General features: G+C 47.6%; 13 protein-coding genes and 1 pseudogene. All 14 read left to right on the top strand.

Features of this window, described 5'->3' with window-relative positions:
- The first annotated feature begins 19 nt into the window (after positions 1–19).
- The 14 genes and pseudogenes from B1748_RS15755 (at position 20) to B1748_RS15690 (ending at position 24,074) form a co-directional block, all read left to right on the top strand.
- Positions 20–226: a glycoside hydrolase N-terminal domain-containing protein gene (locus B1748_RS15755; protein WP_087568886.1), complete on the top strand. Its 207-nt coding sequence runs from the start codon at positions 20–22 to the stop codon at positions 224–226.
- Positions 201–643, top strand: a pseudogene (locus B1748_RS15750) (glycosyl hydrolase family 95 catalytic domain-containing protein); the annotation flags it as partial. The gene B1748_RS15755 and the pseudogene B1748_RS15750, both read left to right, overlap by 26 nt.
- 116 nt (positions 644–759) lie before the next feature.
- Positions 760–3,537, top strand: coding sequence for a glycoside hydrolase family 95 protein (locus B1748_RS15745; RefSeq protein ID WP_256975698.1), 2,778 nt, complete (start codon positions 760–762; stop codon positions 3,535–3,537).
- A 106-nt stretch (positions 3,538–3,643) separates the two neighbouring features.
- Positions 3,644–4,669: a dienelactone hydrolase family protein gene (locus tag B1748_RS15740; RefSeq protein WP_087568901.1), complete on the top strand. Its 1,026-nt coding sequence runs from the start codon at positions 3,644–3,646 to the stop codon at positions 4,667–4,669.
- Positions 4,670–4,916: 247 nt separating this feature from the next.
- Positions 4,917–8,105 (top strand): heparinase II/III domain-containing protein, encoded by a 3,189-nt coding sequence (locus B1748_RS15735; protein WP_087568885.1) that lies wholly within the window; start codon positions 4,917–4,919, stop codon positions 8,103–8,105.
- Entirely contained in the window at positions 8,102–11,512 is a 3,411-nt protein-coding gene (locus tag B1748_RS15730) for an alginate lyase family protein (RefSeq protein ID WP_087568884.1), read from the top strand. The genes B1748_RS15735 and B1748_RS15730 overlap by 4 nt, the downstream gene beginning before the upstream one ends.
- Before the next feature lie 191 nt (positions 11,513–11,703).
- Positions 11,704–14,028 (top strand): AraC family transcriptional regulator, encoded by a 2,325-nt coding sequence (locus B1748_RS15725; protein WP_087568883.1) that lies wholly within the window; start codon positions 11,704–11,706, stop codon positions 14,026–14,028.
- A 248-nt stretch (positions 14,029–14,276) separates the two neighbouring features.
- Positions 14,277–15,254 carry an ABC transporter permease gene (locus B1748_RS15720; protein ID WP_087568882.1) on the top strand — a complete coding sequence of 326 codons (978 nt, stop codon included), beginning with the start codon at positions 14,277–14,279 and terminating at the stop codon, positions 15,252–15,254.
- A gap of 21 nt (positions 15,255–15,275) precedes the next feature.
- Positions 15,276–16,157: a carbohydrate ABC transporter permease gene (locus B1748_RS15715; protein ID WP_087568881.1), complete on the top strand. Its 882-nt coding sequence runs from the start codon at positions 15,276–15,278 to the stop codon at positions 16,155–16,157.
- 66 nt (positions 16,158–16,223) lie between these two features.
- A complete protein-coding gene (locus B1748_RS15710; RefSeq protein WP_087568880.1) occupies positions 16,224–17,837 on the top strand; it encodes an ABC transporter substrate-binding protein in 1,614 nt (537 codons plus the stop codon).
- 416 nt (positions 17,838–18,253) lie between these two features.
- Positions 18,254–19,189, top strand: a complete 936-nt coding sequence (locus tag B1748_RS15705) for an ABC transporter permease (protein WP_256975695.1) — start codon at positions 18,254–18,256, stop codon at positions 19,187–19,189.
- Between the two features lie 5 nt (positions 19,190–19,194).
- Positions 19,195–20,088, top strand: coding sequence for a carbohydrate ABC transporter permease (locus tag B1748_RS15700; RefSeq protein WP_256975694.1), 894 nt, complete (start codon positions 19,195–19,197; stop codon positions 20,086–20,088).
- A 316-nt stretch (positions 20,089–20,404) separates the two neighbouring features.
- Positions 20,405–21,742 carry an extracellular solute-binding protein gene (locus B1748_RS15695; RefSeq protein WP_179215607.1) on the top strand — a complete coding sequence of 446 codons (1,338 nt, stop codon included), beginning with the start codon at positions 20,405–20,407 and terminating at the stop codon, positions 21,740–21,742.
- 25 nt (positions 21,743–21,767) lie between these two features.
- Complete coding sequence (locus B1748_RS15690) at positions 21,768–24,074, top strand: helix-turn-helix domain-containing protein (RefSeq protein WP_087568877.1); 2,307 nt, start codon at positions 21,768–21,770, stop codon at positions 24,072–24,074.
- Positions 24,075–24,163: the final 89 nt, after the last annotated feature.

Raw genomic sequence — 24,163 nt, 5'->3', positions numbered from 1 at the left:
ATAAGAGGATGAGAGCCCTATGCATATTCAGTTTCAGTCCCCAGCCGTTCATTGGGTAGAGGCGCTTCCAATTGGCAACGGAAGGTTAGGCGCGATGGTCTTCGGGGGTATTGAGAAGGAACGGATCGCTTTGAATGAAGATACGTTATGGTCCGGTTTCCCGGGGGAGTGGAATAATCCGGGAACAAAAGCCGCGCTGCGAAACGAGGGCGCCATGGAGCAGTAATTACACGTTGAACATAAACGCGGAAATGAATTATTGGCCCGCGGAAACGTGCAATATGGCGGAGCTGCATGCGCCGTTGATCGAATTTTTCGGCAGACTGGCCCTTAACGGCAAGAAGACAGCGGAAATAAACTACGGTGCGAGGGGGGGGGTGCGCACCATAATTCGGATTTGTGGGATCAAACGGCGCCGGTAGGCGATTTCGGCCATGGCGACCCTGCTTGGGCGTTCTGGCCGATGGGCGGCGCATGGCTGACCCAGCATCTATGGGAGCATTACGCGTTCAACGGGGACGAAGCTTATTTGCGGAATAAGGCATACCCGATGATGTAAGAAGCGGCTTTATTCTGCTTGGATTGGCTCATTGAGAACCATGAGGGGTATTTCATTACGTCGCCATCGACCTCCCCCGAACATTACGCAGGGCGGCGAAGGGGTTCAATATGTGCAAGATGCGAATGGATGTATCGGGTTCCAGGTGGAAAGCGGCAAGCGATACGTCCTGTTAGCAGAGCTATCCAAGGCGTCGTTCGGTGATCGGAAAGACCAACATCGCCAATAATGGAGGCGTCAAAGCGATTATCATGAGATGGGAGAGAAATAGAATGGCTTTGTCGGGGAATGCTGAACGATTGTACAGGAAAGGGAATTATGCCCGAACCTACACAGAGGTATCGGCAACGGATCCGGGACGGGCTTGGCGGGAAGGGATGGTTAGCGGAAACGGCGAGAACGGTTATATCCTGTCGGGGTCGCCGTATTCGGACTGCATTATTTTTCAATATATGTGGCTCAACTTTCCAACCCCGGATCCGAGAGAGATTCCGGAAGAATTAACGGGACAGCTTGATGATGCGAGACGGAATGTCTTCCAGCTGAACGATCAATGGAAGATTACCCATGCGGACGGAAGAACCAGAAAACGAACCTTCTTCTATGCCTATCATCCGGGACACCAGCTCAGACTGAACATGGCGAATAGAGGGACGGTTACCGAATATGAGCGATGGACGAATTATGAGACAGCCGAAACCGGCGTGCGTTACGCCGACGAATTCGGCGAGTGGATTCGGACATCGTTCACTTCCAGAGAAGATAATGTCTCGGTTATGAAGATTGAACGTTCCTCCGCCGGCGCAAAGATCGACATGACGATCTCTATCGATGACATTTCAGGAATGTACAAAGCCGGCGGCGGGATGACGGGGCTGCAATACAAAAAGCTGGTGGATCCAAATGCCGACTATATCGCACAGGTTGCCCATTATCCGTCATATCCGGGTAGCGAGCTGATAGACGGAGGATATGCAGGCCTTACGCAGGTTATTGTCGTTAACGGAAGCAAAAAGCGGGTGCTGCTCGCTGACACGAATGAACAGATTAACGTGGGCGCGGTGCAGAACCCTGCCATTCAAGTGGACGGTGCCGACGCCGTCTATCTCATCACCCAATCGAACCGATCATTCGATATGGGGAAGCTCGAAGATTTTGCCGGAAGCATTCATTACCCTCTTATCGATGAACTGCTTAATCATACGAATGCCATAGCCGGGAAATATCAAGATGGTTCCGGTCATTTCGATTATGACGCCGCCCTTGCGCCGCATGCCGCGAAACATGCCGAAGAATTTAACGCCATACGGTTTACGCTTGATGGCGACGATGATTGCAGGGAAGCGAATAACGAGACGCTTATCAACGCGCAGAAGGAATCGAAATCCAGAATCAATCACGCCTTTATGGAGCAGGTATACAACCAGGGGCGTTATGCCTTGATCTGCTGCAGCGGCTCAAGCGCGCCGCGGCTGTACGGGATGTGGACGGGGGAGTGGAACCCCGGCTGGCACGCAATCTATACGCTCGATGCCAACGTGAATTTGCAGGTTTCTCCCATGAACACGGGCCAGTTTACATTCGCTCAGCTTGGGTATATCGCATTCTTCCTACGCAACGCATCGGATTTCGAATACAATGCCCGAATGTCTTATGGGATGCATGATGCGATTCAAGTGTCGGTCAACTCCGACGGCGACCGCGCGATGCAAGTGGAGTACGACAACAAATATCCCTTCCAATATTGGAATGCCGGCGCAAGCTGGTGCCTGCTTCCAATCTTCGAATATTGGCAATGTTATGGCAACCGGCAGATTCCGATCCAACCCGCTATGAGGATTCATGATCTGAAGAAGCTTCTCGGCGTAAGGGACGGGGGACTGACGGATGAGGAATTCACGAAGCTGGTCCGCAAGGGTTATCTGGATTTGGAGCAAGATATCTTGCTGCCGCTGCTTACGAAGCAGGCCAATTTCTGGGAACAGCTGTGCACGCCGGAGTACTATACGGATCCAAGCGGCAATGCTTGCTATGAGAGTGGCAAGACGCGGTTGAATCCAGGCGAAAAATATGTGTTGATTCCTACCTATTCGCCGGAAAATCACCCGATCGGCTACAACAGTACGATTACGGCCAATGCCACCATGGATCTATCGGCGGCGCGGGATGGACTGAAGATGACCATCGCGATTGAAAAGGCGATTAAGCGCGAAGGATATGAAGCAGCCGTCGGCAAATGGGAGGCTCTGCTGGAGCTGCTGCCGGACTATAAGCTGGACAAGGACGGCGCGCTGCGCGAATGGGCGATGAATGAGTATGAGGAGAACAACGATCACCGCCATTTGAGCCATCTCTACCCGGCATGGCCTGCGTATGAAACGCAGAACAATATGGAATTGAGGAAGGCTGCCATTATCGCTGTAGAGAACAGGAATCGATACAATACGTCGGACACGACAGCGGGTCACGGCTGGATGCATAAGGCACTGGTCTGCGCCAGATTAAAGGACGGCGACGGCGTTGTCTCTTCCCTCCTGCCGATGATGACGGATTCCGGTTATTACACATCCTTGATGACAGACCATGACACAAACAGAAGAAATGACTGCTATTGTACGGATACCTTATTCGGTACACTTGGAGCCGTGAACGAAGCATTGCTATATTCGAACACCGGGGAAATCGAAGTTCTTCCGGCACTGCCTTCCGAATGGAAATCGGGAACGATCACAGGATTGATGGCAAGGGCCGGGGTAGAGGTTAAAGAGTTATCTTGGGACTTCAACGTCATCACCTTTACTTTGCAATCGGTGTCGGATCATAACGGGATTAAAGTGAGAGCCGGCCTGTCCTGGATAAAAGGAATGGTCAACGGCAAGGAAGCAGAGGTTCACGGCGATGAACTTGGCAGCTATCTCCGTATTCCGCTAAGTGCCGGTAATGAGGTTAGAGTGGTATTGATTCTACCCAATAGATAACTTGCATCGAGTTACAATTAAAACCTATCGTTAAATATCGTTATTTCGGCGAATAGAGTGAGGAGATAAACTAGACGGAGTAATAATGACATGGGGTGAGTTGAAGATGTATTCATGGAATGGAGATCGTCTGCTGGAGCAGTTGTACAATGAGGCTATAGAACAGCATCAGAATCATAAAGCAACGGTGGGCTCGGACGAGCGCAGCAGAATGTTGAAGGGAGCCTTGCAGGAGCTGATAGGCTCCTTTGCGCCAAATGCGACATTCAAGCCTAAGCTTCTGGAGCGCGTGGAGCTGGATGATTATATTCGGGAAAGGATTGAGTTATCCGCGACGCCGGGCTTAAGCTTTGGCGCCTATATTCTTCTGCCAAAACATGCAGAAGGGGCTCTTCCTGGCGTATTGGCGATGCATGGACACGGCTATGGCAGCCGCGAAATTGTAGGTCTCTTGCCAGATGGTTCGCCCGATAGCGGGGTGCCGGGCATCCACCAGCATTTTGCTTTGGAGCTTGTGCGTCGAGGGATGGCGGTCATTGCACCCGATGTGATCGGCTTCGGCGAGCGTCGGCTGCATGCGGATTTGGCGGTCAATCCCAATGCTCCAAGCTCTTGTTACAGATTATCGACTGAGCTTATGATGTTAGGCAAGACGTTGACGGGACTTCGAGTTGCAGAATCGCTTAGAGCTTATGCGTATCTAGCGGGTAGGCCGGAAGTAGATAAAGAACGAATCGGCGTGATGGGTTTCTCCGGTGGAGGATTAATTGCTTTCATCACGTCTATTCTTAGACCGAGCATTCGTGCGACTGTGTTGACGGGCTTTACTAACACGTTTAAAGACAGTATTTTGTCTGTGCATCATTGTGTTGATAATTATACGCCGGGCATTCTTCGTCATGCAGAGCTTCCTGAGCTCATCGGATTAATCGCCCCCCGTCCGTTGTTCTTGGAGTCCGGTGAGAAGGATCCGATCTTTCCTGTTGAGGGCTTTAGACGGGCAGCATCTGCCATTCACGAAATTTATGATTCAAAAGGAGCCAGTGATCGCTTGGCGGTAGACGTTTTCCCGGGCGTTCATGAAATTAGCGGAAGGCAAGCCTATGATTGGTTAAAAGAGACACTAACATAATAAATATCAGTCCGAAACGAATGGCGGCGCCAGGGACATGGATCCAGCGCCGCCATTTCGTGTGCGTTTTTTAAGTTGTAACCGCTGATTCTAAAGATCGTGAAATTTTAAGCTTTTGAGCGGGATGAACATGCAATATTGATGTTTTCGTTACGATTTGGTGCTAGTCATTATTCGCGATATCTGTCATCCTTTGCAGGAAATCTATCATCCACTTAAACGATGAGAAACGAAGGCAGGGGAAGAGATGACGCAAGTATCGGAGGACAAAAGACGGCTCCAAGCCTTGATAGAGCGGGCGGAAGCTATAGTAGATGCAAGGGGATGTTATTATACGGACGGTGCCAAGCTGGCAATCGACGATCTGATGCAAGCGGCACGTGAAGCGTTGAAAGGCGAGAACGGCTTGCCGTTTAAACGCAATCGTGAGTTCTATGCTCCTCGTGAGGAAGAAGCGGTATTGTTCGCAACCAAGCGGTATACGATGGTGCCGCCATTCGCCAAAGAGAGCAGCGTATATACTTCGTATGGAATGGAGTCCGCTCTGGAGTGGTTCGAGGAGCAGGATCTGCTTCGTGGAGGCAAGGAGCGGCTAATTTATAAAGCGGACTTGGCATTATCGAAAGCGAATGAGCTGCTGCATAATGCCCGAATTGGCGAGGAAGTCGGTTGCCTGGACGATGAAGCTGTTCGTAAGCTTCGAGCATCCGCGGCAACCGTGGAACAACTAAAGCCATCATCGGATGACGCATTGAGCGATCATTCCAGCGAGGAGCTTGCGCTAGCCGTCGTGGCCTGTTTTAATCGAATTCGCGAATGCCGCTACTCCCGAGTGCTTCGAACGGATGTGGATCCATACGCTTCACTCTATTTGACTGGCGAAGGACTCCAGCAGGTGAAAGCCGTGATCGAATCGGATCCGTTAGTTCGAGAGCAGTATGAACGTATTGCAGGAATTGCGGGACTTTTTAGCCTGGATGATCTCGAAAAAGCCGTTGCGAACATCAAGGACGGAGAATCGGATTATGACGAGCTGAACCAGCATTTTTACTTGTGGAGCTCGACGGATAAAATCGTCAATTTCCAGGCTCCGGAACATGCGGCAAAGGCGAGTATTTCATTTGTGCTTCCATCCGAGGAGAATGAAGAAGAAGGTCTCGGACATGTATGGATCGATCAATTGGAAATTTTATCAGCAAGCGGGGGCAGTCTTAAGATCCGGAATGCCGGTTTCGACGAGGGCTCAGACAGTCCCGACTTCTGGATTCCGGAAGCGCGCAAGGGAAATCCTCGCATGCGATGGGAAAGCGAATATCCCTATTGCGGCGGTGGCGATCGGAAACGGCTGGAGCCGGCTAATCCATCATCGCAGGTTGCGACGAAACACCAAGAAGGCGTTCGTAACCATTCGCTCTATCTCTGCAATCCAACCCGTGAGGACGAGGCAGCCTGGACCTGCATCGAACCGTTTGATGTCGAAAGCGGAGTCGGGTACACGTTAACCTTCCAAGCCAAATTGGATGGCAAGCTGAAAGCGGGTTTAAAGACGGTTGTTACGTACTATAACGAATTTGGAGCGCCGATCGGTGAATATACGTATCTGTTTAATCGTAAATCGTCTATCCCGGGAGGACGTTTCCAGCTTGCGATGCAGTGCGACGCCATACAATATGCCCTGACGGGCGAGATCGAGTATGCCATGAAAGTCAAATATGCGCTACTATACATTCTTCATGATTTCAGCCAAGGAGCAGAGCATTGGATGGTCACCAATCTGCGTCCCGAAGGCAGCGACAGCTACGGTGCGGTACAAGGCGGAAGGCTGCTCAGCAGTGCCGCTGTCAGCTACTCGATGATTAAGCAGGCGCATGTATTTTCGGGCGAAGAGAAGCGACAATTTTATGCACTGGTTGAATATTTGCTCCGATACATGCTGGATTTGAGGGATCGAACAGAGTGGACGCCGAGAGAGGCGCAGGAAGGCTGCAGCAATTGGCAAACAGACATGTGCGCGGGTACCGGCCTCATGATGATGGCGCTGACCGATTTCCCGAATCGCCACACCTGGCTATATAATGCGGACGCCATACTAAAGGCGCAGCTGGAGTTGAACGTGAATCCGGATTCATCTTGGCCAGAGTCGATTCGTTACCATCATGCGGCATTGGAGCGGTTTGCTGGATATGCGAAGGCGGCGCGCAATGTGCTCGGAGATGATTGGTTCGAGACAACGCCGCTCGCACGTATGTTCGGATTTAGTATCGAGATGCAAACGCCGGGCTACGAATACTTCGGCGGAAGGATCGGCACGCCGCCATTCGGCGATCATGCGCTGGGGGATGGCAGCGAATTTGGCAGTTTTGCTACTTATTTGGCGGATGTCGCCAAGGTCGATCGCAAGCTGGCGGATCGGATGTACCATACGTGGACGGCAGCCGGCAAGCCGTTTAAGAAGCTATGGGGAGAAGGCATCGTGCTGGAAAACCTGCTTGGCCAAGGCGATAATTATGTGCCTTCAACGCCGCTTGAGCTGAGCTCGACAGCTAGCTTTCCGGATGCCGGCATTTATATTTTCCGCAATGAAACCGGTGATTCGAAGCAAAGCTACTTTGGGATCATGTCCAGTCCAGAGCCGATCGCGCACGGGCATTTGGATCAAGGTGCCTTTGTCATCTACAAAAACAATATCCCGCTTGTGATGGATTCGGGAATCGAAGGTTACTTCGACAGCGGCACAAGCTGGCATATTAGCTCCTACTCCCATGCCTGTCTGCAATTTGCGACCCGTCAAACCGTTATCCCAAGCCATAACTCCGGCGCGATAAATCTGTCGGCGGGAACGTACAGTTTGGAGCGAGGCTGGGTGGATGTACCGAGAACGAGTAAAGTGCTGGAAGTGCAATTAGGCGAGGATCTGGAAAGGATTACGATCGAAATAGCTAATCCCGAAGGACAGGGCCGGCATTTTCGTCATGTCACGTATGTGAAGCAAGCGGATCTGTACGTCATCCGGGATACGGTCGAGGATTTCACGGGATTGGTTCAATTTACGATTCCTGTAGCATCCAAACAAACCAAAGTGGAGGGCAGCGCCTTGCTTTCGGAAGGCGTATACGGAGTTGATCTCGAAACGGTGTTTATTCGCCCGTTGCAGTCGATCAAGGTGGAGAAGGGACGGTCAACGCCGTTCTTTGACAGCGGAGACGATGGGGTCACCATGATGGAGTATATTCGTGCCGTTGCGGATGCGAGCGAGGGATTTTTGACGGTGCTGTATCCGAAGGAACGCGGGCAACAAAAGCTGCGGACGAAGACGGATCAAGACGGAACGATCATTTTGCATGCCGGGAAGTTGAGTTACGAGCTGAAAGCTGCACCAGAACAATACGGTGTCGTAGTAAGCCAAACTGAACGCGAAGGAGCGGAACAACGATGAATGCACAGATTGATTTGCTCAAGGAATGGAAGCTTTCGGGAAGACCGGCGGATGAAAAATATAGCTTGACAGAAAAATTCGTCATCTCTTATCCTGCCGCGGACGATGCGGGAGGGTGGTATCCGATCGGGTTCGAACGGGGGCATCATGCGGCGCAGGATGCGATGGGCTGGCATGGCTTAATTCTGAAGCTTTATTGCGTTGACGATTCGACCGAAGTGAGTGTTCAAGCCAATTTTGCGGATCATATTCCGGTGAAAGCTGGAATCGCAGTCGCCGGAGCTGGCATACACGAGGCGAGGGTAAGATTGGAGGACTTCGAAATCGAGACCGCAAAGGCTAACATCTGGCGGTTTCTGCAAAGCTTCGAGCTGCAAGGCAATGCCGAGCTTCTTACCGCGAAGCTCGTACGGGGAGAGAGACTGTATGTACAGGCCGACGTGAGGGGCAAATCCGGCGAAGCCGGAGAGGTGGTTTCCTACACGATGTCGGTGTACAACTGCACGGACAGTCGGCAGCGCGTGTCGGTAAAGCAGCGGTTTGAAGGCTGGGAGTCGCTCTTAGCGGAGCTGTCGCCGAAGGAATTCGACCTCGCGCCGTACGCCAGTCAGGAGGTAACGGCCGTCTTTAAAATGCATGAATCCGTGGTGCCTGGAGGTCACGAAAGTACAGTGCTGCGTTTTATAGGCAACGGGGACGGTACAAGCGCTGCCGAGATCGAGCTCAAAACGATGCGAAGACTTGCTCATCCGTATATTTACTGGTCGAAGGAGCAGTGGGCGGAGCGCAAGAGGCTGATTGATCGTCACGATTGCTTCCAGCCGGGATATGAGCGCCTCCTTCAAGATGCTGCGGCATGGGAAGTAAAACCGCCAGTGCCAGTCGATGAGCGGGACTATTGCTACGACACGCAAGAAGAGCATTTCATCATGTCCGCTGCGTACGCTTACGCGCTGACCGGCGAGAAACAATATGCGGAGAAAGTGGCGCAATTTTTCCGTTACTTCATCAACGAAGAAAACGGATATCCGAAGAAAAAAAAGGGCTGCAGTCAAAGCTATGTCCAGGAAGGACATTTTTTTCAGCATCTCGCGATTCCGTATGACATCATCTTCGATGCTGGCGTGTTGACGCCGGGGGAGCACCAAGGGATCGAGAAATGCTTCCGGATGTATATGGATATTCTAGACCATCATATCCATAGCGGTCATATATCCAACTGGCTGCTATCCGAAATAACCGGCGCGTTTTATTGCGCATTAGCCATTCAGGACATGGAGAGAGCGCTTCGCTTTGTATTCGGGCCCGGAGGATCAATCGAGCAGCTGCGATACGGTCTGTTCAATGATGGCTGGTGGCATGAGTGCTCGGTCAGCTACAATACCTGGGTATCGTCGATGTATATCCATACGGCCCATGCGCTCCTGCCGTTTGGCATCAATATCGTCCATACGCATTTCCCTGCGCCGTTTAACGACGAGGTGAACAGCACGTACAACGGGGAGGATGCCCGTTTCCGTTTTGGGATGTACAACAAACGTTGGGGCGGCAATAGTAAAAGCTATATCCGCATTAAGGATATGTTTGATGCTACGATCCCGTTTTTGGACTACCGGGGAGTACTGTTCGGCATCAGCGATTCGGAGGAGCGGAAGCTGGAGGGCGTACATTTTGGGTCAACCTACGATTTGGCTTATTTCTATTACAAAGATCCCGAATACGTACCGGTTATCAAAATGAATAACGTAGTCGACCCCATCTTTGGCCATGCGGAATTGCCCGACGTTCGTTCTTCTTATGGGACAAGCAACGCCTATTCCGATAATGTAGGCGTCGCAATGCTGCGAAGCCAGACGGAGGGAAGGGAGCAGCAGGATCGAATCCAAGCGGTGCTCCGATACGGCTCCCATGGCTACGCGCACGGTCATTTTGACCGGACAGGGCTGTTATCCGTCATGCGTTACGGCCGAAGCTTCTTTAATCCTGAACATGTTTGGTGGGGTTATCATCATTTCATGTACAAATTTTACGTGCAAAACTCGATGACCAAAAACATGGTCGTCGTCGACGGGAAAGTGCAGGTGCCAGCCGATTCCAGACGTACGTTGTTCTATAGCGGAAACGCCATACAAGCAGTGGCGGTGGAGACGACCGCAAAGTGGGCTTATCCCCCATATGGCGGCATGATCTATCGAGACGACGAGACGCTGGAGGAGCGCTGCGCGATGAATGCCAGCACATTGCCCGAAGCGCCGGCCGAGGCGATATACGGGGAGCTGTCGGATTATACGGAGCCTGTTCGTCAGAAGCGGGTGATGGGGATAACGGATGATTTTATCGTTATGTTCGATTATGTGGAAGGAGAGCGTGAGCATCAGTTCGATTGCCTGTTCCAAATCAAAGGTTTCCACGCTCTGCAGGCCGAGAGCTTAACTAAAACGAAACATACGAGCCAGCTGACGGATAATCCCATGTCGGATGCGCAGTTTATTACGGATTGCCATTGGTATGAGGTCGATGGAGCAAGCATTGCCAGCTTCAAGACCCTATACGGCGAAGGAGAGGATCTGCGTGGAACAAGAACGTCATACAATCGTCCCGGCCTGCTCAAAATGGATGTTCATGCGGCATGGCCACAGCATACCGAACAATTTATTGGGCGGGCGGCGGAGTATCACGGCATTACGATACCAATGGCGTACAAGGTCGAGGCGGACGGAGAAGTCCTTTCGGAAGGCGCTTTTGGTGCATGGCTGTTAGGAGAAGGCAAGGTCGATCTGGCAATCGCCGAAGGCGTCCAAACCTTGACCTTACGCGTGAAAAATGATCCGATTTATACCGAGCAAAAATATCCGCTGCGGACAAAGCAAGGTTTGTTCTGGGGCGAGGCTTACATCGTAACGGCGGACGGAAAGAGACTGACACTGAGTGAATTGTCGCCTGTATATAACAATGTGGACAGTGGCTTCGGCATCGGCAAGGATTACGAGAATGGACGTGTAACGATCGTGAGCAACGAATATCCGGGAGCGATACCGACAAGCCCGATCGATCATGATCAAGAAGCGGTAATAAGCGTCAATTTGGAAGGTCTGCAGGCCGTTCGCTTCATAGGATTGATCGGAGCGGATGCGTTCCCGGGCGATGAAGCCCAGAGACGTATGACATACGGTATTCGGACGCAAGGCATGGTTGGACGGTTCGTTACAATCGTAGAGCCTTACGAGGGAGATCGCGTGATCCGCTCCGTGCAAGCTTTGGACGCGAATACGGTTCGAGTCGAGCTCATAGATGGCAGACTGCAAGAAATAGTTGTGAACGACATCGATTCCGATAGCGCGTCATTATGCTTACGCGAATATCGCAACGGCAGCTTCATTCGTGAGGAACGGGCTGCAAATTCATAATACAAAGGCAAGCAAAGAGGTATGAATATCCGTTTCATGCCTTTTTTGCTGTCATGTAAATGACTTCTTAAAAAAGCGTACTTAAAACTTAAAAAAGCGCATACCAAGCCGTTAGAGTCTATCCCTATAATTTAAGTTACAAACTCACATAGACAACAGTAGATTACAACTTTGAAATGAGGAAAGGTCACATGAGCACGCTGCGTTATTTTGTGTTGAAAAAGAGTCTGCTGATCCGAATTATTTTATCTTATTTAATCATAGGTATTTTAATCATTGCGGCGTTAACGCTTGCGATTACGTCCAAAGTATCTGAAAGCTTGAAGAATGAATGGACGGAATCAACGGATCGTTCGTTGGAGCAATCCTACAACACCGCAAACATATTATTGAATTCGACATATCAACAATTTGGAAACGCTTTCGATTCCGCGGACATTCAAGCCGGCTTTTACGCTAACGAGTTCGATACGGGATTGATGGGGCGAATCGGGAACAAATTGACTGAACTCGCTAATACCAATCCGATGGTGCATTCGGTATATGTGGTGAATACGCGGCATGAGCTGGTGTTTTCTTCTCTCACGACGGTAAGAACTTTTGACGAATTTTATGACCAGCAAATCCTGCAACTGCTTGAAAATTCCGGTGCTATGCGCGGAAGCATTTTCATCCCGCGACATACTTCCTTTGTCTCGGATACGAAATCATTTAGCGGGAATTTAATTAGCGTCGCTTATTCAAGCGCGAGAGATGAAAAAGCGACAAATGGGTCCATGATTCTTAATCTGGATCAGCAAGTGCTGCAGCATATGATGATGAATGGCGCGGGAAGCAACTCGTTCCAATCGATGATTCTCAACAGGCAAGGAGTCGTCATCTCCCATTCGGACCTCTCGAGGATCAACTCGAATTTGTCAGAGCTGGATGTCGTTCGGCGGATTTTGCAATCCGAATCGCCGCGAGGCGTCGTCGAGACGGAGCTGGACGGCACCGAACATCGGCTGTTCTATATCAAATCAGAAAGTCTGGGCTGGGTATTCATCGGCGATATTAACTATCAGTCCTTGCTAAGCAAGGTGAATACAATGAGACAGTACATCCTTGCCGTTACGGCCGTGATCTTGATTGTCGTGGGGATAAGCGGATTTTTTTTCACTCGCATGATCTACGGTCCGATTCATCGACTCATCAAGAATGTTGCGGGAATGCGGGGCTCTGAAGCAAACAACGAGCCGATCAGCGAATTCGACATGCTTACAGGAGCTTTCCGCTACTTGGAACGAGAGATTCAAGAATTACAGAGCAACATGACGGCTTACAGGCATACGGAACAAAGGGAAGTTTTGCGGTTGTTAACGATAGGAGGCTGGACCAGCGATTCGGATATAGAAAGGAGGCTGTCAAAGATAGGCATGTCGCTTCCAGCCGAGGGCTTCCAGGTGTGTATGCTGCGTCTGGATGCTTTCGGGGAGCTTGAAGAGACATACAGTCCTAACGATTTATCCTTGTTAAAATACGCTATTTCCAACGTAGCCGATGAAATTTGCTCTGCACATTTTCCAGCTTTCAGCTTTGATGGAGAGGAAGATCGGATCGTCATTTTGATCTTGAAGCCACAAGGCTCGGAGGAGCTGGTCAAACAGATTCTTATGGATATACAAGACAATACGGAAAAATTTTTGAAGATGTCTGTTTCCGCTTTTATAGGCTCACATGGGGGCGATCTGCGAAGCATACCCCTATCCTGGCAGTCGGCTTATAATGTGTCGCGATATCGCCTGGCATTTGGTCCCGGATGTTTAATCGCCACTGAAATCGAGCATAGCCGTGAGCCGATCTCCGATACGCTGTCCGCCACGATGGAGAAGCAAGTGTCCGAAAGCATGAAGGTTGGAGACTTATCGAAAACCATCTATTCACTCCAGGAGTATTTTGCACTGCTACGCAAGGCTCCTTTTGACGAAATGATGATTTTGTTGAACCAGCTGTTGTTTACCGTGACCCGTACCGCTAAAGCGATGGCGACTGGAGACCGCAGCGGCCTTAGTACGGATATCGGCGCTTTGGGACAGCAATTGTACAGGTGCGAGACGCTCGATCAAGCGGAGGAATGGTTCGTTGGACTCAGTGAAATGGCGATCAGCATGCGGGATAAGCAGTCCTCGCAAAAAAACGTCATGATCGTGGAGAAGCTAAGAGAAAACATTCATCAATCGTATATGGATCCGAATCTGACGATCGAGAAGCTAGCGGAAGTGGCAGGTCTATCCGTCAACTATACAAGAAAGATTTTTAAAGATATCGCATGTGTTTCTTTAAACCAATACCTGAGCGATTATCGATTCGAAAAAGCAAAAGTGCTGTTGCTGACAACGGATTTACCGGCAAACCGAATAGGGGAGATGGTCGGGATCGACAATACAAAGTATTTTTACATCTCGTTTAAAAAGTACAGTGGAAAAACACCGGATCACTTCCGAAAAAGCAGTGATGATCGGGATGATCTGAAGTAAATAGAGAATGAACTAACCCCCTTCTTCTGATGAAAGGGGGTTGTTTGTTCAGCTATAGGAAAGTATAAAGGACGGCGACAGCCGTTTCACCTTGTCATTCTGGCATTTTTTAAACGGATCATCGTATTTTAAACCCTATCCTTTCTTTGATTTTATGCTTTTTCATCGATTTTTGAGGTTTAGCGAATGACTAAGACAAGGGTAGAGTGATGACATGACAACAGCAAAGAGATTGAAGGAGGATCTACATGGGCCACACCACTGCAAGCCTAACCGAGCACCCTTTCCCGAAAAGCAGGAATCGAGGGAAGCTCGGAGCATTCTTTTTTGAACTATTAAAAAACAAATTTTTATATCTTCTCGCTTTGCCGGCAATGATTTGGTTTTTTGTTTTTGCTTACTTGCCAATGGGCGGGATTGTCATCGCGTTCCAAGATTTTAAGGCAATGAAGGGAATCACCGGCAGTGAATTCATCGGACTCAAAAACTTTCAGTTTTTCTTCCGATCGAGCGACTGGATTCAAATAGTGACCAATACGCTGTTTTTGAACATTTTATTTATCGTTTTTAATACGCTTGCAGCCGTGGTCATTGCCATAATGGTTACGGAAATGGGTGGCAAGTGGTACAAGAAGATTACTCAATCCGTCATGATCTTTCCGCATTTTCTGTCCTGGACAGTCGTAGCGATGTTCGTGATGGCATTCGTTGCAACGGATGGCGGCTTTATCAATCAGATCTTGTCAGTGTTCGGAATCGGCCCTATTCAATTTTTGTCGTCGCCGGGCTATTGGCCTCTTATTCTTGTATTGCTTAAGATATGGCATGGAGCTGGCTTTGGCTCAATTATTTATATGGCTACGATCTCGGGAATTAATCCGGATATTTACGAATCTGCTTCGATGGATGGAGCTAGCCGCTTCCAAAAGATTCGTTATATTACATTGCCGCTGATCAAGCCTACTGTTATTTTGCTAACCATACTGGCGGTTGGCGGCATCTTTAACGGGGACTTCGGTATGATTTACGCGATTATCGGACGCAATCCATTGCTCTATCCAACGACGGATGTCATCGATACGTATCTATTTCGTGCAATGATGGATCTTGGCGATATGAGCATGTCGGCTGCGATCGGCTTCATGCAATCGTTGATTGGATTCATCCTCGTATTGACCGTCAACTATATCGCCAAAAAAACCGCACCAGAATCTGCTATTTTCTAGATAAGGAGTCGATATGAAACCATGATAAAGGAAAGCTTCCCGGATCGACTGCTCAAAGGATTATTTTATGTCTTGATGGGACTATTCTCCCTTTATTGTTTATTGCCCTTCTGGTCCGTCGTGGCCAGTTCCTTTACCTCGGAAGCATCCATCTTGAAAAACGGATATATGTTTTGGCCAACAGATTTCAGCTTGGAAGCCTACAAAATGATTTTCAGGGACAATACGATTTATCGCTCTTACGGCGTCACGACCTTCGTTACAGTGGTCGGAACGGCGATGTCCATGATTTTGACCAGTGCGATGGCGTACACGCTTTCGGTAAAATCCGTGAAATATCGTAATCATATGGCTTTTTATATTTACTTTACGATGCTTTTCCATGGCGGCCTTGTCGCCTCGTATCTACTGATTTCAAAATATCTGGACATGAAAGATACGATTTGGGTACTTATCATTCCCAGCATGCTGAGTGCATGGAATATGTTTCTGCTTCGCAATTTCTTCGCTTCTATTGACGATTCGATTGCCGAATCTGCAAAGATTGACGGAGCAAACGATGCCTACATTTTGTTCCGCATCATATTGCCAATATCGCTGCCGGCTTTGGCGACAATCGGACTATTTTATGCCTTAGGATATTGGAACAAATGGTTTGACGCTGTCCTGTACATTAATGATAAAAATTTGTATCCGCTTCAATATTTAATTCAACGTATCATGAACAATTTGGACTATGTCAATCAAATCTCTGCGGATATCAGCATTCCGAACTTTATTCCGCCAGCTATGACAGTGCGCCTTGCTACAACGGTCGTAACCATTGGCCCCATTATTTTCTTGTATCCGTTCTTGCAGAAGTATTTTGTCAAAGGCCTTATGGTAGGCGCCGTAAAAGGCTAGATCCGCCCTTTGGCGGTTTAGTATAAAGCAATAACATGTAAGTAGAAAAAGGGAGGAATTAGCAACATGAAGAGGAAAGTTTTGACGGTTTCATTATTATCCGTTGCGCTTGTCGTTTCTGCGGCAGCTTGCAGCAGCAACAAGGTTGAACAAGGTACGCCTTCCACAGGAACAAATGCGGTGTCTACACCGCAGCCGCCTAAGGCAGTGACGCTAAAAGGCATGCTTTTTGGCGACGAGCCAAAGGACCTGCCGATAGTTTTGGAGGAGTTCGAAAGCCGGACAAAGGATACGCTGAATACAAAGCTGGTGATTCAATGGAATCCGCCATCGGATCATAAGCAGAAGGTTAAGCTGATGATGGCCGCAGGCGAAGAAGTCGATTTTGTGTTTGATGCAGACTTTCAAAATTTGAGAGAGCTTATTCCTCAAGGCGCTTACGCTCAATTGGATAAATATTTTAACAATGATGAGTACCCGGGCTTGAAAGCGGCGTTTTCTCCAGAGTTCATCGAGATGAACAAACGTTATGACGATCATTTGTATACGATTCCATTCACGCAATATTTCTTTGATATTCCGGTTGTATATATTCGCAAGGATTTGCGAGAGAAGCTTGGTTTTAGCGAGCCGATCTCCAGCTACGAAGAGCTTCAACAATATTATGAAAAAGTTCTCGAATCCGAAAAGGGTATCACTCCGTTGGCTGTTAGAGGCAATGGCGGTTTCCAGGAAATGCTTGCTCCGGAGAGAGAGGAGCTTGATACGGTCCGTCCTCTGAATCTAGGCGGAGTTATCTATTATGTTCATCTGTCCGATGACTTGAAGCAAGTACAGGATGTTGTCGCATTTGGCGATGATGCCTCCGCATGGGCGAAACTGCCTGCTCCGCTTGATACGATGAAAACAGCATTCGCACAATACGACAAATGGGCGGAGTGGAGCAAATATTTGGAGAAGGACGTACTCAGCCAGAAGGATCACAAGGCTTACTTCATGTCCGGTAAAGCAGCATCTTATTATGGTACGATTTCGTCGTATGCTGCGGATAAGAAAAAACTGCAGGAAACGATTGCAGATGCAGACCTTGAGTTTTTTGTCTTGAAGGATAAGATACGCAACATGGAGCCGCAAGCCATCTCGACCTCTTACAAATCGAATAACTCAATCGCGATTCCGGTGTCCTCCAAAAACATCGACAGAACGATGAAGTTTTTTGACTGGTTATTCCAAAGCCGCGAAAATCATGACTTATTCGAATATGGAATTGAGGGCAAGCATTGGGAGCCTGTCGGAGAAAACCAACTGAAGCTTCTGGGCGAATCTGATAATTATGTGTTCCCTGGCTACGAATTCAGCTGGAACCCCAATATGATCCGCCTGCCAGCGGACTTGGATGAAACGGCGAAGAGTTACTTCGAATATTCGGCCAAAGAGGACACGTATTATGCCCCGGTGCTCGCAAAGTTCACATTTGACACCTCTAATGTAAAAGGCGAATTTGCCAACGTTCAATCGAAGGCAGATCCGTTTGTCCAAACGCTGAAGGCCGGCCAAGTGAAGGATTGGGAAGCCGAAGCAGTGGCGCTTAACAAGGAACTGAAGGCGCTTGGTTTGGATACGATTCGTGAAGAGATCAAAGCGCAAGTTCAGACCTATCTGGATGCTGGCGGCAAATAAATTCATGGAGAAGAGCCGGGCTGTGGAGCAAGTTCCGCACCCGGTTCTCTGCTGTTAAAAAAATGCATGAATCGCAGCATGACGGACATCGTGGCACTAGGTCCCGTTATGAGGAATGTCACGCGGCCTATCTTTATTCTGCTGAATAACCGTATGGATATCATTGGATCGTCAATCGGCCTGGAGGAAATGCCGGAGAGTGATTGTTATTGAAAGGTTTGGGCTCATACATGGAGAAGAAACCGGATGGTCTATACTCATAGATCCTCCGGTTTTTTATTGGCTATATTCAGAATTGATTCATATTTCAATACCAGTTTCATTCTTTGATATTTGAATTTTCCAGGAACCGTGCTAGTTTGATGGAGCGGGATCCTGCTTGAGTTAACAACATGTCGATCGAAAGGAGAAGTTATGTGAATGTAAAGTCAGCTAGAAAACAAGGCGTTTGGAGAGAGCTCAATAAAAACAGATGGGGATATTTGATGGCGCTTCCAGGCATCGTGTTTCTCCTTATGTTTTCCTATTTGCCCATGAGCGGCCTTGTTCTTGCATTTAAGGATTACAATCGCGTGGACGGAATTTTTGGAAGCCCCTGGATCGGAATGCGTAATTTCGAATCGTTTATCACATCACCTGATGTCTTGAGGGTAGCCTTCAACACGTTGTATTTAAATGCTTTATTCATTGTATTCGGCACGCTAGTGCAAATTGTGATTGCTATCCTGTTACATGAAGCTGCAAAAAAATGGTTCAAAAAAGTGGCGCAATCGTTGCTTTTCTTTCCTTACTTTGTATCCTGGGTTGTTGTAGGTGAACTTGTATATAGTATATTATCCAAGGATTTTGGTTCGCTCGACAAAATACTGACTCAGTTGGGATTGCCGCAAATTGATTGGTATACTGAACCTCAGTATTGGAGAGCTATATTGGTGTTTGTTTATATATGGAAATGGACGGGGTACGGGGCCATTATATATATAGCTGCTTTGACAAGCATAGATACCACCTATTATGAAGCTGCTACAGTGGATGGAGCAAACCGATGGCAGCAAGTGAAACATATAACGTTGCCGTTGCTAATGCCGACAACGATCATCCTTACTCTGTTGGCCATAGGAAGAATCTGTTACGGCGATTTCGGAATGATATTCGGAATCGTGAAGGAAAATGGGATTTTAATGCCTACAACAGATATTCTGGATACGTATGTCTATCGTTCTCTACGCGTCTATAATGATATCGGAATGTCGACTGCGGTAGGTTTTGTTCAATCGATTATGGGCTTTATCCTTGTTTACGCAAGCAATCGGCTTGCACGAAAAATCGGAGATGGCACATCGCTTTATTAAGGAGGGTGAAAACAATCAAACTATCTCTGGTGGATCGCACGTTTAATTGGATTGTGTACGGGACAGTATCCGTCTTTATGATGATTTGTTTATATCCTTTAATTCTTATGATTTCCAGCTCCTTCTCAACGGAAAAGGAAATCATTAAATTAGGATATTCGGTATGGCCGAGAGGATTTACGCTGGACACCTATTCCTATCTGTTCCAAAGCGGAGGCGAGTGGATTATGTCCTCCTATATGGTCAGTATATTCGTTACGGTTGCCGGCACGATAGGCAGCATGCTCATCACGGCGATGTTAGCGTATGCCTTGTCTTCGAAAAAGCTGAAATACCGAAATTCCATTTCGATGTATTGTTATTTTACGATGCTGTTTAACGGCGGGCTTGTACCCTGGTACATCCTCATCGTCAATTATTATCAGTTGACCAATTCGCTCGCCGCACTGATTGTTCCTTATTTACTGAATGTTTTCTTTTTATTCGTCATGAGGAGCTACTTCGATACCATTCCCGAGCCTTTGCTGGAATCCGCAAGAATCGACGGAGCTACCGAAATCTATATATTCGCAAGGATCATGATTCCGATTGCAATGCCGGGCATTGCGACGATCTCTTTGTTCTACGCCATACAATACTGGAATGATTGGTGGCTGTCCTTGTTGTTTATTCGTGACGACTCCTTATATCCGCTGCAATATCGGTTATATAATCTGCTATCGAACACGCAAGCGCTGGCAAGCAACATGTCGGAAAGCGCAGCCGACAAAATCGCCGTACCAACCGTAACCGTCAAAGCGGCGATTACGATGATTACGATCGCGCCGATTCTTCTCGTATTCCCGTTCATTCAGCGGTTCTTTGTTAAAGGGCTAATGATTGGCGCGGTTAAAGGCTAGTAAGCGGCGAATTCCATTGGAGGGAGTGATTCATGGACATTTTCGGCTTGACATAAAAGAAGTCTGAACGTAAATAATCGGAGAAGGGGTTAAAACGAATATGAAAAAGAATTGGAAAAAGGGATTGCCCGTATTACTCACTACATTGACGGCCGCGTTAGCGATTACGGCTTGTTCGGGCAACAACAATACGCCAGCGGCGAGCGCGACGAACAAGCCGGCTGAGGGAAACGACACTAAACAGCCAGCGGATCAGGCCAGCGAACAAAAATTGGCAACCATTAATATGGTTATGCCAGGGGATCAGAGCGCTCGCATGAAGGCGTTTTTAGAAACCGAGTTCGCTGAAAAGATGAAAGAGGAGTTAAACCTGGAATTCAATATTAACTATATACCTTGGGCGCAGTATTATGATAAATTGAATCTTATGTTTTCTTCCGGCGAGGCTTTGGATATATTCTGGGGAAGTCCAAGCAAGCTGGCGGAATTCGCAAACAAGAAAAATATTATGGCTGTAGATGATATCCTGCCTGAAAACGGTCCTAACATACTCAAACATTTCCCGGAAGAGAATTTTGAAGCGGTCAAATTAAACGGTCAAATGTACGCGCTTCCAGTTGCTAAAGCTCCTACTGCAGTGAAATTCCACTCCTTGCTAGTGAGAGAGGACCTACTGAAGGAGGCCGGAATGGATGCTATTACATCCGTTCAGGATATTAATGACTTCGCAGCTAAAGTGCAGCAGTTGCATCCGGAGATGACGCCGATATTCGAGGTGGATCCCATTACTCCTTACTACAGGGCATTCGCGCCGCCAGATGTGTCTCTCACGCCTATGGGGAATGCTCCTCAATATTATGTGAATGAGGATGAACCGGGCGGAAAAGTCTATTCCTTATTCGATAATGTGGACATCGTCAAACAAATCAGCGAAATGCGCGCTGATTGGAGAAGTAAAGGTTATATCAAGGATAATCAGTTAACCAATGCCGGCAACGGGTTGAGTGAGTTTAATTCGGGCAATTATGCCATGACGACAGGAGCAGCTGGCGACCGGGCGGTGAATTTCATAGGTTCATTAACGAAGAATGTGCCTACAGGCGAGCTCAACGAATATTTATTAAATCCGGAGAAGCCTAGGTACAAGCAGATGGTTGTCACGGATGTGTTCTATGTAGCCGCGCAATCCAAGCATGCGGATCGTGCCGTACAATTCTTAAACTGGGTATATGAAAACCAAAGCAATTACGACTTTATGATCAATGGCGTGAAGGACAAGGATTTTAAAGAGGTTGGCGATAAAATCGAGAAGATCAACAATGATGAGCTTTGGCCGGCTTGGATGCTATATAACAAGACCTATGCCAAATTCAGTACCATTATCCCGGACAAGACAGCCAATAGCTACAGGAATTGGGATGAAGGTGCCGTCCTTTCGAAAACGGCAGGATTTGTATTCGATAACGCCAGCGTGAAGGATGAAGAAGCGAAAGTCAAACAAGTTACGGTTGAGAAGATCTATCCGATTCTCTGGGGCTTCCTTGATTATGAAGAGAATTTCCCGGCAGCTCAAAAAGCGCTTAAGGACGCAGGAGTTGACAAGATCCTTAAAGAATATGAAAAGCAGCTATCAGAATATCTAAGCAACAAGTAATTTTTCTACGGAAAGAGTGGACTACATGACCAAGGCCAGAGCAAGTAAGGAAAAATTCATCGCAAATACGTTTTTCATTAAATTATTGCTTATTTATTTGGGAACGGCTGTGATGTCCGTACTTGTTCTGGCTATTATTATGTATTATTGGTTCGGCAATAAGAGTACCGAGGATATTCTGTCGATGAACCGTTTAAATTTGAGCAGTGTTCAGGCCAAAGGCAACAGCGCGATATCCAACGCCGAACAAATCGCTTATCAAATATTCAAGCATAGCGAATATCAAGGCCTTATGAGGGATGAGAAGCCAAGTGTTCCCGATTTGCTCAATACCTCTAAATTCATCGATACGATTCTGCTGACGAATGAGGAAGTAGCTTCGATCTACATTATCAAGAACAAGCAAATGATGATGGAGAAGACAGGAAGAGGCATTGTAGAGAAGGAGTCCACGCTTCTTGAGCTGGCTGAATCCATGGGCAATCTTACACCTGTGGTGCGATCCGTCTCTTACATTACCGGGGAGTCTGCTCATGTCATCTCTGTTATGTTCAAAGACGAGGAGACGGGGGCTGTACTGGTCACTTTGGATTCGGAACAGGTGAAGAAAGAGGTATTCAATCAGGATGAAAAGAATACGGCTGCTGCTGCCATATTCGACTCCAAAGGTCAAATTCTGCTAAGCAGTAATGAAGAGCCCGGCTATCTAGACTTATACCACAACGCATATGAGCAACTGAATCAAAACGAGCCATTGTCCGGCAGCGGTTCTAAGCGTGTGAAGGATGAGCAGGGTCTCATTGCCAACTATATCGTTTACGAAAATCCGAATTGGACCGTGCTTTCGCTCATTCGGGAGAATGATATTATTCGGGAGCAATCCACGGCTATGAATACGATTATTGTAGTCATATCCGCTATTTTAGTGCTGCTGCTGTTCATTTCGATTATCGTATCCAAACGCTATTATTTGCCAATGACGGTGATTTTCAGCCAAATCGTTCGATCTGCAAGGAAGACCGGCGTTCCTGAATCCAAGGAAGCGATCAATCTGAAAGTAATCGTTAATTCGACGAAATCGCTGTTTGAACGGATGAATCAGCTGGAGCATCAAGAAGAAAAGAGTATATTTGCGATGCAGTCACGCTACATTCATACCTTATTGCAGCATAGCGACGAGTTGAATGAAGGGGAGATTAGAGAGCAGCTCTTGGAATTAAAAGTGGTGAGCAATCTGCATCATCCTTATGTGATTCTAGTGATTCGAATCAATGATTACGCCAGCTTTAATGAACAGAATACGAAGGTCTCGGCTTCCTTAAAGCTGAATTCGTTAGGAAATTTAACGCTCGAGATGTTAGGCTGCGATACCAATAGCACCTATTTGGTAGTAGATGACGAGCATCTCGTTTTCTTGCTTCAAGTGGATGAACAAGATGAAAGATTCAAACCGGCTGGTTTAGACCAAATTCTATTACAGCTAAGAGATACCTCGCAGAGTATTTGGAATATTGGCTTCACAGTCGGCGTTAGCGATAAGGAAGAACATTACAAGAACATAACAAGCAGCTATAAACAGGCTTACGAGGCTACGAATTATCGTCTTTATTATGGCAAGGAGACCGTGCTGTACACATCAGCCGTATTTATTGAATCGGATAATATGGACGAAGCCATTCGAAAAGTAGAGAAGCAACTGATGAAGGATGTTAAACAGCTGGCGAAATCCGAATTCGATGAGCATGTGAAGGAATATCTGGAATTATTATGCGCTCTTCCTTATCGGACCACAGTAAAGCTGCATGCCCAGATGATTCATTTGCTATTCCTCATTTTTGAAGATGTCATTTTCCAGCAATCCGCAAAGCCTGAATATGACTACCCGTCCATCTATGATCGTGTTCAGACTATGGAGTCATTAGCAGATCTGAGCAAATGGTATGAGGAAGTCTATGAGTTGATCAGCGGGGAAATCATTGCGATCAACAACTCTGGTACTTCAGACATTGTACGGAAAATTGTGGAACTGACGGCGGAGAACTATGCAAACTCGGGGATTTCCGCAAACGGGTTAGCAGATGAGCTTCAAATTACACCCCAATATTTTAGTAAAGTGATTAAAGAGGCACTCGGGATGAGCTTCCCGGATTACATTAATAATTTAAGGTTAACCAAAGCACGTGAATTGCTGATCTCTCATCCCGATATGGGCGTGAAACAAATTTACGAGAGCATTGGCTATAACAATGCGGCTTATTTTACCGCGCTATTCAAGAAGACATACGGCGTGACCCCGACACAATTTAGAAAAACGGTAAACGAGCTGGATTAAGCTCCCAAAAAGGAGGTGAGGCGAAAGAATACGAAACCAGGTAATTTTGTAAGCGCTATCATTTTATCATGAAAACAAAGGAGGAAGTT

This window comes from Paenibacillus sp. MY03 (assembly GCF_002165585.1).
In the GTDB taxonomy this organism is placed as follows: domain Bacteria; phylum Bacillota; class Bacilli; order Paenibacillales; family Paenibacillaceae; genus Pristimantibacillus; species Pristimantibacillus agaridevorans.
Note: the sequence above shows the minus strand (reverse complement) of the source record. Positions and strands in the feature narration are given on the sequence as shown.

What these genes read in the sequence shown, in the direction of transcription:
- B1748_RS15755 (WP_087568886.1), top strand. Translation starts at nt 20, where the DNA reads ATGCATATTCAGTTTCAGTCCCCAGCCGTTCATTGGGTAGAGGCGCTT.
- B1748_RS15740 (WP_087568901.1), top strand. Translation starts at nt 3,644, where the DNA reads ATGTATTCATGGAATGGAGATCGTCTGCTGGAGCAGTTGTACAATGAG.
- B1748_RS15735 (WP_087568885.1), top strand. Translation starts at nt 4,917, where the DNA reads ATGACGCAAGTATCGGAGGACAAAAGACGGCTCCAAGCCTTGATAGAG.
- B1748_RS15730 (WP_087568884.1), top strand. Translation starts at nt 8,102, where the DNA reads ATGAATGCACAGATTGATTTGCTCAAGGAATGGAAGCTTTCGGGAAGA.
- B1748_RS15725 (WP_087568883.1), top strand. Translation starts at nt 11,704, where the DNA reads ATGAGCACGCTGCGTTATTTTGTGTTGAAAAAGAGTCTGCTGATCCGA.
- B1748_RS15720 (WP_087568882.1), top strand. Translation starts at nt 14,277, where the DNA reads ATGGGCCACACCACTGCAAGCCTAACCGAGCACCCTTTCCCGAAAAGC.
- B1748_RS15715 (WP_087568881.1), top strand. Translation starts at nt 15,276, where the DNA reads ATGATAAAGGAAAGCTTCCCGGATCGACTGCTCAAAGGATTATTTTAT.
- B1748_RS15710 (WP_087568880.1), top strand. Translation starts at nt 16,224, where the DNA reads ATGAAGAGGAAAGTTTTGACGGTTTCATTATTATCCGTTGCGCTTGTC.
- B1748_RS15695 (WP_179215607.1), top strand. Translation starts at nt 20,405, where the DNA reads ATGAAGGCGTTTTTAGAAACCGAGTTCGCTGAAAAGATGAAAGAGGAG.
- B1748_RS15690 (WP_087568877.1), top strand. Translation starts at nt 21,768, where the DNA reads ATGACCAAGGCCAGAGCAAGTAAGGAAAAATTCATCGCAAATACGTTT.